The sequence below is a fragment of the Bacillus sp. MM2020_4 genome (assembly GCF_011250555.1).
Lineage (GTDB): Bacteria > Bacillota > Bacilli > Bacillales > Cytobacillaceae > Neobacillus.
This window is the reverse complement of the sequence record NZ_JAANMZ010000014.1, coordinates 54,285-67,375: the sequence shown is the minus strand read 5'-3', so window position 1 is coordinate 67,375 and position 13,091 is coordinate 54,285. Positions and strand designations below refer to the sequence as shown.

Here is a 13,091-nt window from a genome sequence, read left to right as displayed (position 1 = left end):
AGGAACTATTGTAGGACTGGGATGGCAATTGGCGAAGGAGCCTTTCGGCATTATGGCAGTGATAGCCGGGTGTGTTGCAAGTATGGTTACATTTTTAATTGTTAATAAGGTAGAGTTAAAAAAGGGAGTTCCTGCTGCACCTTCAGCATTTATTTCGGACGATAAATTTACAGCATAAGCAGGGATAAGGGGCTATGGAATCAGCCCCTTACACAGCTTAATTTTTTGTGCGGTGGCCCTTGATGGTTGTTTAAACGGAGAGCGTCCCTCTCAACCATCACCCTGACGATACAGTTGGAGAAGTGTTAGCGCACTTCTCTTTTTTTGGGGCTACGCATTATCAAACCTTTTTGTTTGATGACTCAGATTATTTATGAATTGAAAACTATACAGAAGTACTGCTCTTAAAAAGTCGATCCCTAGATATTGCATTTTGGTTAATTTATTCAAAGAAAATATTTTGAAATGATCTACAAGCTTTACTCCACCTAAAAAGATAAAACAAATGTGAAGAATGAGATTACAAATTAAATACAATGGAAATTTGCCATAAGTCAATTTCAAAGACCAAAGACTTGTAACAAAATATGGGCCGAAATTAAAAAAGTCCATAGTGTCCAAAGGTCGTCCCATTTTATAAAATTTCCACCATTTTTTCTTTTCACCGAATAAATCTATTGCTTTTGTGACTGTACTTATAAAGAGTGCAGCCGGAAGATATTTTTTAAATGAATTTCGACCTAAAAAGGGTACTGTAAGCCAAGGTAAAATGAGTAAAGCTATATAGAATAATTTTGAGTTTTTCATGATGCCACCTCTAAAAATTATGTTACGCACATTTTTATAAATTAAACCAAGTTCTTTTATAGTGTGGTTCATTTAGCATCAGACTAGCGAATGGACGGTAAAATATCTGGTTAGGCGAAGGGGTAACCCCATTACAGAAAGGCAGTCATTTCAATTAATTCAATTGGTGAATGATAATTTCTTGCTTAAAGGTAAAAAAGATGCTAGGGTCATTTCATATACAATAATCTAAACGTTTATATTTTCTGCCATTTATAAGACTTTATTTATAATAAAGCATTTTTTTAAGTAAAAATCTAAACGTTTTATTCTAGGGGTTATGCAAAATGGAGTCAAAACCAAATATCCAGGATGTAGCGAGATTGGCTGATGTTTCAATTGCGACGGTCTCAAGGGTGATTAACAACCAGGGTGGGGTGAGGAAGGTAACCGAAGAGAGGATTCTTAAAGCAATCAAGGAACTGGGATATATCCGCAGTGCTGCTGCAAGAACCATGAAACGAAAGGATACCAAAACCATTGGTGTCATTGTGCCTGACATTAAAAACCCCTTCTTTCCCCTAGTGATGGCTGGAATAGAAAAGAAGGCCCGTGAGAAGGATTATTTCACCATTCTAAGCAGCACGAATGAGTCTCCTATTATTGAGGAGAAAATTGTCAGGAACTTTTTAGAGCGAGGTGTAGATGGAGTCATCATTACGACCGCAAATGAAGATGGTGAACATCTGGAACTGCTTTGGGAGCAGAATATACCAGTTGTTGCAGTCGATCGAAGCATCAGAAATTTCGAGGTAGATACTGTACTGGTGGATAATATGCAAGGATCGTATCAGGCAGTCCAACATCTGATCCTGCAAGGGCACCGAAAAATAGCGATCATCTGCGGTCCACAAAATACAACGCCGGGCTTGGAGCGGTTCCTTGGTTATAAAAAGGCGCTTGAGGATTATACTATCCCTCTTGATGATAGATTTATCGTTCAAGGGGATTTTGGAGAATACAGTGGGAATACAGCGACAAAGCAACTAAGTAAGCTGGAGGAAAGACCCACTGCCATTTTTTCATCGAATAACTTAATGACCATTGGCTGCATGAAGGCATTGAATGAATTGAATTGGGTGCTAGGGGATGAGGTGTCGTTCGTTGGCTTTGATGATGTCGATATAGCAACATTCCTGAACCCGAAGCTTACTGTGGTGGCCCGGCCCATGAATACGGTTGGGGAAATTGCCTTCATGTTCTTGCATGATCGCATTCATTATAAAGACAATATCCCGAAACGAAAGTATTCCATTCCTCCAGAATTGATTATCAGGCATTCTTGCAGATTAATGAAGAGGTAAATGGAAATGAACAGCCCCATTCTTTACGTGGATGAGGCTGTTTTCGATGGATAAATAGGATCCCTCAGTTTCTAAACCTCCTTTATCATCTGGTAACGGATCATCATTTTATAGGTTTTTCTGCAAACGTATACAGAAAAGTCTTGCCATCATTTGTGAACAGTGATATTCTAAATTCGAACAAAAAATCTAAACGTTTACATTATATGTTCTGCATAAGTTTTTTTAATAATAGCTGTTAAATCTATTTTTTTCTAAATAAATCTAAACGTTTACATTTTTGAAAACGGATAGATTGATCAAGTTAGTAAAAGAGGATGGTAAGACGCTTCATATTTTTACAATTTATTACTAAGGAGAAATGAACATGAAAAGCAAAAATATTATTCAGTTACCAGATGGCTACTTAAACCGAACTCCTATTCTACAGTTCATTCTTTTGTCGTTATTGTTTCCAATGTGGGCGGTAGCAGCCAGCTTGAATGATATCTTGATCACACAGTTCAAGCATGTATTTGAGTTAAGTGATTTTGCGAGTGCGTTTGTTCAAAGTGCATTTTATGGGGGCTACTTTTTTGTAGCGATTCCAGCGTCGATGGTTATCAAAAAGACAAATTACAAGATTGGAATTATTGTCGGTTTACTGTTTTATATTGCTGGCTGTACATTATTCTATCCAGCTTCCGAAATGGCAACCTATACCATGTTTCTAGTTGCACTCTTCGCCATTGCAATTGGCCTAGGATTTTTGGAAACAGCAGCCAATACGTACAGCTCTATGATTGGACCGCGTCAGTTTTCGACGTTGCGCTTGAATATCAGCCAAACATTTTATCCGCTTGGATCAATTTCAGGTATCCTGCTTGGTAAATATCTTGTTTTCCAGGAAGGCGCTAGTCTGGAAGCTAGAATGGCTTCTATGTCTCCAAAAGAAGCTCATGCTTTTGGACTCGAAATGCTTCAGCACACGCTAGAGCCGTATAAATATATTATATTTGTGCTCATTGCTATGGTCGTATTATTTGTGTTCACTAAATTCCCTTCATGTAAACCAGTGGTGAAAAAGGAAAAGGGTTCTGGGAAGTCACCTAATTTAGTCCAAACATTGAAATATCTAGCAGGAATAAAAGAATTCCGAAAAGGAATTGCAGCGGAATTTTTATATGTTGGTATGCAAGTAACGGTATGGTCGTTTACGATTCGTCTCGCACTTGACTTGAATCCGGATATTAACGAACGAGTGGCTTCGAACTTCATGGTGTTCAGCTTTAGCGCCTTTTTTATCGGAAAGTTCATCGCCAATTTCTTAATCACTCGCTTTCATTCATCTAAAATATTGGTTATTTATTCAGTCATTGGTGCAGCAACGCTTGCATATGTCTCGTTCGTACCAAACATGACAGCGGTTTACGGTGCTGTTGCTGTTAGTATGCTATTTGGTCCTTGTTGGGCAACCATTTATGCAGAAACACTTAATTCTGTTAAAGACAAGCAATACACAGCATTAGCCGGGGCCATTCTGGTTATGTCCATTGTTGGGGCAGCGGTGGTTCCAGCCATTCAAGGATTCGCTTCCGACTTCTTTGGTTCGATGCAGCTTTCATTCCTTGTTCCGATGCTTTGCTTCCTATATGTTGGTTTCCACTTCTTTGGAAAAATGAAGCAGAATTCGACCATGATCCAGGGCGAAGAGGCAGGCCTTAAGAAAGCACAATAAGAAAACAAGATGATCAATGAGGCAGCATTGAATTTGCTGCCCATCGTGGAAAATAGAGGAGATGAAATGAAATGACTCTAGGAACAATTGAATTGCAGCGTCATTTTTTTACCGATACCAGCAAGGTGATATTCCAAAACGCGGAATTGAAGGCAAGTCTTTTCCGGTATCCATCAGGAGTGGAAGCAATTGAACTTCGTAATTTACGTGGCAGGATGGTTGTGCTTCCATTTATGGGTCAGATGATTTGGGACTTAGAGTTTGATCATACAGATCTTAAAATGAAAAATATGTTCTCGCAGCCGAAAAAAGTAACGAGTGTCATAGATACATATGGCTGCTTTGCCTTTCATTCCGGTCTGATCCGAAACGGTTGTCCGGGACCAGAGGATGATCACGAGTTGCATGGTGAAATGCCTTGTGCTGAAATGGACCGGGCATGGCTTGAAATCACGGCTGAAGGCATAACCATTTGCGGTGAAACCGAGTACATGAAGGGGTTTGGCCATCACTATCTTGCACGACCAACCGTAAAAATGTTCAACAAAGAATCGTTCATTGAAATCAGCATGAATGTTAAAAACCTCTCTGGCTTAGAAATGCCACTTCAATATATGTGTCACACGAACTATGCGTATGTCGAGAATGCGGTATTGAAGCAAAATATCCCTGACAAGGCTTTTAAACTGAGAGAATCAGTACCGGGACATGTCAAACCGACTGAAGGATGGCTGGATTATAATAAAAAGATCATCAGCGGCGAAGAAACGATTAGCACTTTAAATAGGCCGGAGATGTACGATCCTGAGATTGTCTTTTTTGCGGATCGAATAAACCAGTACCAGGAAACGGCTGAATTCGAAATGATATCACCGGATGGAACAGTATTTTTTACCCAGTTTTCAACGGCTGAACTAAATTACGCCACACGTTGGATTCTTCATAATTGTGATCAACAGGTGGGAGCCTTCGTACTTCCAGCGACTTGCAGGCCGGAAGGGTTTCTTGCTGCTGAAAAGTCAGGTACATTACTAAAGCTTGATGCAGGTGAAGAGAGAACGTTTACAGTGGTAACGGGAAAGAAATAAGGAGGTAATCACATGGATATCGCAGTAATCGGATCCAATATGGTGGATCTAATTTCATATATTAATAAGATGCCAAAAGAAGGGGAAACACTAGAGGCACCGGACTTTAAGATTGGGTGTGGAGGTAAAGGCGCAAATCAGGCCGTTGCGGCTGCTAAGATGGGCTCCAAGGTGATGATGGTCACAAAGGTGGGAGATGATCTTTTTGCGGAGAATACAATTAAAAATCTTGAAAATTACGGAATTGATACGGAGTTTACGAATAAAGTTCAAGATACCTCAAGTGGTGTCGCGCCCATTTTTGTAGATCCAGAATCCAAAAATCGTATCCTCATTATTAAAGGGGCGAATCAGTACCTTTTACCCGCGGATATAGACCGGGCAGCAGAGAAATTAAAGAAATGTTCTTTACTTGTTCTGCAACTGGAGATACCGCTAGAGACGATATATCGAGCAATCGAATTTGGTAATGAGAATGGAATTCCTGTTATCCTTAATCCTGCACCAGCCACTATAGATCTGGACTTCAGTTATGTATGTAAATGCGACTTTTTCATTCCAAATGAAACTGAATTAGAGATCTTGACGGGCATGCCTGTCGAAACGGAAGAGCAAATCAAAGCTGCTGCAATCAACTTAATTGATAAAGGGGTTAAGGATGTGATTGTCACGATGGGTAGTCGTGGAGTCATGTGGGTAACCAAAGGTGAGGCACATATGGTGGACTCGTATAAAGTAAATGCGATTGACACAACTGGAGCGGGAGATGCTTTCATCGGCTGCTTTGCCCACTATTTTGTGAAGAATAAAGATATCCTTCATGCAATAAAAATGGCTACTGCATTTGCGGCATTAAGCGTCACAAAACGTGGCACACAATCTTCTTATCCAACTATCGATGAGGTAGAAAATTTTATGAATGTAACGGCAGTATAAAATAATTATTCCGCTGCCTAGTATCGTTCAAAGTGAAGCAGGGGACGGTTCTCTTGCTTCATTGACAATGGGGGGGAAAAGAAACGTCATCGTGTGTAAGGGCAACCTACTTCGACGCATTTTATTATAGAACCCCCTATTTAGCAGTAGCAGTGGTGTGGGGAGTTTAACTAATCGTTTGATAGTATCAAAATGTACCACCTTTTGTTGAGTATTCGTTTTTATAAGGTGCTAGTGAGGATAGCTGTCGAAGATTGAGACCGATCTTCGACAGGAATTTTACCGACCAACTGGCCTGAGGTATTTTAACATAAGGATTTTGGCCACATTTAATCAAACGATTCATTAGTAAATTGCATGTTAATCAACTGTTTGATTGGATTTGCTGCTGTTGCTGTTAAAGAAGGGATTACGAGACTTTTGGGGTGCGAAGGCTGTCGAGAGGCGGTTTTGTCACATACCTACGCAGCTCAAATTGTTTTAGTTGTTTCTCCAGATGGATAAACAGACACTAACAAGATCAAACCGCCTCTTAATAGACCTAGTAGATTACCATTTACTAGTTGATTTGAACCCTGAAAGGAGTTCACGTTTTTAGGGTCCTTTTGCTGCTTTTACGACTTTCTTTTCCCGAATACGGACGCCAACTATCGACCATCATTTTCTGAAACTATCGAATAATAAACGTATAGAATCCATTCCGATTTCGGTAAGTGAATCCTCTTCATCTAATAAACACCATCTCATATAAACTCCGCTGTAATGTTGTAGGATGGAAACGACGATTTTATTAGCCTCATGTTCTAAAGAAAACTCCCCATTTTGTTGGCCATTTCGAACCAACTCTAATAAAATTTTATAGATTTTTCGTCTGCTATCCATAACAAAGGGAATATCTTCCTTGCCACTAATTTGACTAATTAGAACCACTCGTAATAATTCCTTCCCAATTTTTTCTGTATATAAAAATCCCTCTTTTAAAATTAACATAACTCTTTCATAGTTTGATTCTATATTTGTTAAGACTTGAAAGGTATCTTCATAGTGGTCATCAATTTTCCTATAATGGTCGACTATTATTTGATCCTTCGATTTAAAGTGCGTGTAAAAGGTTCCTTTCGCCATTCCAACCTGTTGAGTAATATCGTTTATGGATACATTTTCAAAGCCGTGTTCAATAAATAACTTTAAAGCGACTTTATAAATTTTTTCTTTTGTGTGCATGGCATTGATCTGTCTCTGATTCAAGGTCCTCACCCCTAAAAAAATATTCAGTAAATTCAAAATAATTTATATTGACTCCATTTGATTATAGATTATATAATAAAAAAAAACAATGACCACGGTCACTGACTTGGGTCAATTTGGTAAGTGGCTCCTTTTATATCAAATTCTGGAGGTGGAAAAATTGGGAATGACAGTAACTGAGAAGATACTAGCACGTGCAGCCGGAAAAGACTTTGTTAAACCGGGGGAGGAACTAATGGTTTCTCCTGATTATGTATTAGCGTATGACTTTCCTGGATATACGGATCGGATTGAAAAGCAGATGAAGGAAGAGTTTGGCATAAAGTACGTAAAAAACCCAGAAAAGTTTGTCTTGTTTATTGACCACATGACCCCAGCCATAACAGCTAAGGAAGAGGCATTTCATGAACAAACACGTCGTTTTGCTAAGGAGCAAGGAATTACTCTTTATGAACGAAAAGGAATAGGGCATCAGATTGCTCGTGAGCTTGGGTATGCAACACCAGGATCATTTTTATTTCATTACGATGGACATGTAAGTGCATTAGGAGCACTTGGTTCGTTAGCGATAGGCAACCGCCGATATTTATTTGAAGCCTATTTCTCAGAAAAAGTAATGGTTCAAGTTCCTGGTAGCGTCAAGGTAACCCTGACAGGGATTCCGAGAAAAGGAGTGACGGCTCGGGATATTTATAACTACATTCAGTCAAAAATTGGCCCGGATGGATGTTTATCGAATGTATTAGAAATTGATGGGCCTGCCGTTGCCCATTTAAGTATCGATGCACGAGCCATTATCTGTGGTCTCGCCATGTTTGTCGGCGCTGTAAGTGCTATCGTTATACCTGATGCTAGAGTAGAAGAGTACTTAAAAGATCGAGCATTAAATGACTTTGAACGAATCCATCCAGATTCTGATGCTACGTACGTAGATGAATATGTTATCGATTTAACAGATCTTGAACCATTAGTAGTACTTCCGCCTTCTCCAGCCAATATAGCTCCACTTAGTACTGTGGTGGGAACGAGGATTGACCAGGGATATATTGGTTCGTGCGTGGGGGGAACCATCGATGACATGCGCGTGGCTGCTGAAATTTTAAAAGGGAGAAAAGTAGATCCAAACTTTAAGCTAAATATTATTCCATCGTCCAATGAGTTAATGCATCAAGCTTCTGAAGAGGGCCTTCTATCCATCTTCCTAGAAGCAGGGGCTTTTATTGCTGCCCCAAGTTGTGATTTTTGCTTCGGGAGAAGTGGCACCATCTCAGCAGGGCAAAAGGCATTATCAACAGCAACCTTAAACGTCCCGGGGAGAATGGGAAGTACAGAGGCGGATATTTATTTAGTAAGTTCGGCAACAGTGGCAGCATCTGCAATCGATGGAGTGATTACTGATCCAAGAAAGTATATGGATACAAATTACCTAATGGAGAGTAAGGGGTGATTCAACTTGGAAAACGTTCTTAAGGGGAGGGCCATTTGGATTTTTAATGAATCCCATTTTGATATAGATCGTGTCATTGGGATTGAGAATATTAAAGAAACAAACATGGATAATCTAGTGAAGGTCTGTATGAAACCCTATGAATCTGATTTTGTCGAAAAGGTTCAAAAGGGTGATTGGATTGTGGGTGGGAGAAACTTTGGCTATGGACACCCGCATAAACCACCTATGTTAGTGTTGAGGCATTTGGGGATTGCGGGCATTATTGCAGAATCTTTTTCTCCTGGGTTTTATCGTGGTCAAGTGGCAGATGGAGTGCCTCTAATAAATTGTGAAGGTATATTGGGGAAGGTAAAACGCTTTGATCAACTTACTGTGAATTGGAAGGAATCTTTCATCCTAAATGAGTCTACGAAAGAAAAGATTGTGTATAATCCACTTCCAAAGTCGGACAAATACATGATTGAGCTTGGCGGTCATATCGCCTACTTAAAGCAACGGTTTGCCAATGAACAAAAAATCCAACAATAAAGAGGGGAATTCTTATGTCTAGCAAAGCCAAGCTTTTGAGAAAGCTGATTCACGAGAAGGAGTTCATTTATACTGCAGGGGCTTATGATTCATTAAGCGCCATAATGATAGAAAATGCTGGATTTGATGCTGTTTTTACAACAGGATTTGGTGTTTCTGCAAGTGCACTAGGTTTACCAGATGCGGAACTTTATACGGCAACTGAGAATCTGCAAGTGGTGCAAAATATTGTTAATGCCGTAAGCGCTCCCGTTATTGCAGATGCAGACACTGGATATGGGAATGCGATAAATGTAATGAGAACGGTAAGATCTTTTGAAAAGGCAGGAGTTGCCGGTATAACACTAGAAGATCAAGTGGTACCTAAAAGATGTCCGCTTGGCATAAACTCAAAGCCTGAACTCATTTCGCTTGAAGAAGGAGTGGCGAAGATTAGGGCAGCGGTTGATGCAAGAGAGGATAAAGATTTTGTTATTATCGCTAGGACAGATGCGGAAGGAGAGGAAGCGTCAAAACGGGCCAATGCTTATATTGAGGCAGGTGCAGATTTTATTCAGCCTTTATCGTATGTGAATGGTAATGAATATGGTCTAGTTACGTTTGGTCAGAGTGTATCTGTTCCGCTTTCTGTACAAATGACAGTGTTTGCACCTAAAGGCTTGCCGGAAGAATTACTAAGAGAAATGAATTGCAAATTCATTCATTTCCCCCTTGTTCCGCTGTTACTTTCAAGTGCGGCTATTCAAAATGGCTTAAATGAACTCGTAAAATATAAAAAGACGGATGAGATGAGAACCGAAATGATGCCGCTTAGCGAATTTAAGGATATCATTAAATTTAAGGATATTGAAAGACTACAAGATAAATATCTTTCCGCTTTACCAAAATCATAACTTTGCAAAGGGGTATTGAGATGAATAAAAAATTTATGGTATCTTTTCTGGTTCTTTGTTTAGTTCTAATGATGGCGGCATGTGGGGGTTCATCTTCCACTGGGGGTTCTTCCTCAGAAGAAGGGTCTAAAAAGCCTGCTGATACCGACAAGAAGATTGTGCTGAAATTCGCTTCACATGAAGCACCAGAGGCGTTCTTCTCGGAGACTGTGACCAAACCGTTTATGAAAAGAGTGGAAGAATTATCAGATGGTCAAGTTGAATTTGAATTTTATCCATCTCAACAATTAGGAAATGTTAGTGATTATCTTGACTTAACTTCCCAGGGTGTAACGGATATTGCATTTTTCATCCCTTCGTACACATCTGATAGAATGCCATACAGCAGCTCTATAGCAGGTTTTCCAGGGTTATTTTCTTCTAGTAACCAAGGGACGAAGGCATTCCATGAATTAATCCAGCAAGGCACAGTTCTTGAAACCGATTATTTAAAAAATGGAGTAAGGCCATTACTAGGATATGTGACAAATCCCTACGATTTATTCAGTACCAAAAAATTAGCCTCTGCACCTGGTGACCTAAAAGGCCAACAAGTAAGAAGTTCTGGAGCATTTATGAGTGAGTTAATTAAAACGTTTGGTGGAACACCTGTTACGATTGCTACCCCGGAATTATATGAGGGACTTGAAAAAGGGATTGTGGATCAGGTTGGTCAATATTCTACTACTCTTGAATCTTTTGGGTTAGGGGAATTGATTAAATATGGTACACAGGGAGTTAGTTTTGGAGCCGGAAGCTGCGGATTTATTATTAATGAGAATGTTTGGCAGTCACTACCTGAGAAGGTACAAAAGGCTTTCCAACAAGCGGCAACAGAAGTAGCCGATAGTGGAAGTAAAGCGGATGATGCTCAAAATGTAAAAATCATTGGAGAATGGTCAAAGTCGATGGAAATTAAGACACTTTCCGATGCGGAAAAGAAAGAATGGGTAAAGAAATACGAAGCATTTAATAAATCTTGGGTTAAAGAACAAGAGAAAAGTGGTTCTAAGATTGGGGAAGTCTTGGATCAATTTAAAGAACTTCTAGCTAAACAGTAGCTACTAAATATCACTTGAATAGGGTATTCATCAGAATGGTGAATACCCTTAGTATCAAAGAAATCGATTAGATGGTTTGATCATGGGGGAGTGTATCTTGTCAAAAGTCTTTAAGAAGGTCGATCACATTTTGGCGTATATTTCAAGTTTCGCTTTGTTTAGTATGATGTTGCTTATTTTTATTAATGCTATTTCAAGATTTCTTTTCAATAAACCGGTTACTGGCGTTATTGAATTTACAGGAGAATATTTAATGGTCATGGTGGTTTATCTTGCTATGAGCTTCACTCAGAAAAACGAAGGGCATGTTAAAGTTGAGATTTTACAGAAACGTCTTTCAGCAAGACTTACATTTTTATTAGATATTTTGGTAAAGATTCTATCTGCCAGTATCTTCGCCATTCTTACCTATACTTCCTATTTATTATTTATCAGACACCTCAATCAGGATATTCGATTTGTTAGTAGTTTAGCTTATCCCCTTACACCTGCAGTTTTTATGATTTGTTTTGGTTCCTTCGTCATGTCTATTAGACTATTTATCTCCATTTTTACAGCTAAATTGGGTACAAGCGGAAGTAATATTGAATGACTAAGACGTTGAATCTTTTTATATATACTAGAATTCTCGCAGAGGTGAATATGCTATGAGTGTATTAATACTGACAGGGTTATTACTCCTTCTGATATTAGCGGGTATGCCGATTGCTTTCGTTTTATTAATTATCGGTACCATAGGTGTATGGTTGGTTTCTGGATGGGATGCTTTACTGGGGATTATGGGGACAACCGCCTATAGAAGTGTCAATAGTTTTAGCTATACCACCATTCCTATGTTCATCTTAATGGCTAATTTCATCTCAAAAAGCCGTATCGCAGAGGACTTATTTGATTGTATTCTAAAATGGATTGGGCACAAACCCGGTGGAGTGGGTGTTGCGACTGTATTCTCTAGCGCTGCATTCGGTGCACTCTCTGGTTCAAGTATTGCTGCTACTTCGATTATGTCCAAAGTGGCTGTGCCACAAATGATAAAATCAAAATACTCGGATTCCTTTTCTGCGGGTTTAGTTGCTTCCTCAAGTGGAACGCTAGCAGCACTAATTCCACCCAGTGTTCCCCTTATTGTCTATGCTATTCAAACGGAAACATCAATTGGTAGTTTACTTATTTCGGGTATACTTCCTGGATTATTACTTGCCTTTTTATTATGTATTGTTGTCGTTGCCGTCGCGCTAAAAAATAAAAGTGTGGTAGAAAAATCAAGTTGGAGTGAAAGGTTAAATTCCATACGACATATTTGGCCTATCTTACTATTAATTATGATAGTCATTGTTGCTATTTATTCGGGTATTGGTACCTCAACAGAAGCAGCTGCCTTCGGCGCCTTCGGTTCCTTAGTGATTGGGCTCTTTATTAAGCGGTTAAATTTCAAGGCAATTATTGATGCGTTAATTGAAACAGTTCAACAGACCTGTATGATTTTCGTTATATTAATTGGGGCAACATTATTTTCATACTTTATTGCCTTTAGTCGATTAGGAAATTCATTAATCAATTATATAGAATCAACGAATATCCCTGCCATTGGTGTCTTGCTCCTTATCATATTAATGTACTTACTATTAGGATTGTTCTTAGACTTATTTGGATCGATGCTACTAACCCTTCCACTTGTTTTCCCATTGATTACCAACCTAGGTTATGATCCTTTATGGTTCGGTATTATAGTAGTACTAGTATTAGAAATCGGGTTAGTTACCCCTCCAGTAGGAATTAACCTTTATATTACGAGCCAGCAGTCAGGTGTAAGTATAAACAAAGTCTTAAAAGGATCAATTCCTTTTATCGGCGTTCTATTACTTACCGTTCTATTAATCATCCTCTTCCCACAAATTGTTTTATTCCTTCCATCTCACATGTGAGGCAGGGGACAGTTCTCCCGCTTCATTGAACACGTAGGTTGGTGAGGTAGAAGAAA

At 39.2% G+C, this 13,091-nt stretch carries 13 protein-coding genes; 11 read left to right on the top strand and 2 right to left on the bottom strand.

Annotated elements, in window-relative coordinates; translation table 11 throughout:
• The first annotated feature begins 52 nt into the window (after positions 1-52).
• Positions 53-178: a hypothetical protein gene (locus G6554_RS26005; RefSeq protein WP_278187246.1), complete on the top strand. Its 126-nt coding sequence runs from the start codon at positions 53-55 to the stop codon at positions 176-178.
• Positions 179-330: 152 nt separating this feature from the next.
• Here G6554_RS26005 and G6554_RS11415 read toward each other — a convergent pair whose 3' ends face one another.
• On the bottom strand, positions 331-807 hold the full coding sequence (locus G6554_RS11415; protein ID WP_166241865.1) for a hypothetical protein: 477 nt from the start codon (positions 805-807) through the stop codon (positions 331-333).
• 326 nt (positions 808-1,133) lie between these two features.
• On the opposite strand from G6554_RS11415, the gene G6554_RS11410 reads away from it, so the two are divergent.
• The 4 genes from G6554_RS11410 to rbsK all read left to right on the top strand — a co-directional run bounded on the left by G6554_RS11410 (position 1,134) and on the right by rbsK (position 5,891).
• On the top strand, positions 1,134-2,150 hold the full coding sequence (locus G6554_RS11410) for a LacI family DNA-binding transcriptional regulator (protein ID WP_166241863.1): 1,017 nt from the start codon (positions 1,134-1,136) through the stop codon (positions 2,148-2,150).
• A 367-nt stretch (positions 2,151-2,517) separates the two neighbouring features.
• The gene (gene fucP, locus G6554_RS11405; protein ID WP_166241861.1) at positions 2,518-3,867 is read left to right on the top strand and encodes an L-fucose:H+ symporter permease; all 1,350 of its coding nucleotides are present in this window, start codon (positions 2,518-2,520) and stop codon (positions 3,865-3,867) included.
• Between the two features lie 71 nt (positions 3,868-3,938).
• On the top strand, positions 3,939-4,955 hold the full coding sequence (locus tag G6554_RS11400; RefSeq protein ID WP_166241859.1) for an aldose 1-epimerase family protein: 1,017 nt from the start codon (positions 3,939-3,941) through the stop codon (positions 4,953-4,955).
• Positions 4,956-4,967: 12 nt separating this feature from the next.
• A complete protein-coding gene (gene rbsK / locus G6554_RS11395) occupies positions 4,968-5,891 on the top strand; it encodes a ribokinase (protein ID WP_166241857.1) in 924 nt (307 codons plus the stop codon).
• Between the two features lie 657 nt (positions 5,892-6,548).
• Here the strand turns inward: rbsK and G6554_RS11390 are convergent.
• Positions 6,549-7,139 carry a TetR/AcrR family transcriptional regulator gene (locus tag G6554_RS11390; RefSeq protein WP_166241855.1) on the bottom strand — a complete coding sequence of 197 codons (591 nt, stop codon included), beginning with the start codon at positions 7,137-7,139 and terminating at the stop codon, positions 6,549-6,551.
• A 166-nt stretch (positions 7,140-7,305) separates the two neighbouring features.
• On the opposite strand from G6554_RS11390, the gene G6554_RS11385 reads away from it, so the two are divergent.
• From G6554_RS11385 to G6554_RS11360, 6 genes are all read left to right on the top strand, one after another.
• Complete coding sequence (locus tag G6554_RS11385; RefSeq protein WP_242637773.1) at positions 7,306-8,586, top strand: 3-isopropylmalate dehydratase large subunit; 1,281 nt, start codon at positions 7,306-7,308, stop codon at positions 8,584-8,586.
• A gap of 6 nt (positions 8,587-8,592) precedes the next feature.
• Complete coding sequence (locus tag G6554_RS11380; protein WP_166241851.1) at positions 8,593-9,117, top strand: 3-isopropylmalate dehydratase small subunit; 525 nt, start codon at positions 8,593-8,595, stop codon at positions 9,115-9,117.
• Between the two features lie 14 nt (positions 9,118-9,131).
• Positions 9,132-10,010 carry an isocitrate lyase/PEP mutase family protein gene (locus G6554_RS11375; RefSeq protein WP_166241849.1) on the top strand — a complete coding sequence of 293 codons (879 nt, stop codon included), beginning with the start codon at positions 9,132-9,134 and terminating at the stop codon, positions 10,008-10,010.
• A 20-nt stretch (positions 10,011-10,030) separates the two neighbouring features.
• Positions 10,031-11,110: a TRAP transporter substrate-binding protein DctP gene (gene dctP, locus G6554_RS11370; RefSeq protein WP_166241847.1), complete on the top strand. Its 1,080-nt coding sequence runs from the start codon at positions 10,031-10,033 to the stop codon at positions 11,108-11,110.
• 97 nt (positions 11,111-11,207) lie between these two features.
• A complete protein-coding gene (locus G6554_RS11365) occupies positions 11,208-11,702 on the top strand; it encodes a TRAP transporter small permease (protein ID WP_166241845.1) in 495 nt (164 codons plus the stop codon).
• Positions 11,703-11,757: 55 nt separating this feature from the next.
• Positions 11,758-13,035, top strand: a complete 1,278-nt coding sequence (locus G6554_RS11360; protein ID WP_166241843.1) for a TRAP transporter large permease — start codon at positions 11,758-11,760, stop codon at positions 13,033-13,035.
• Positions 13,036-13,091 lie beyond the last annotated feature (56 nt).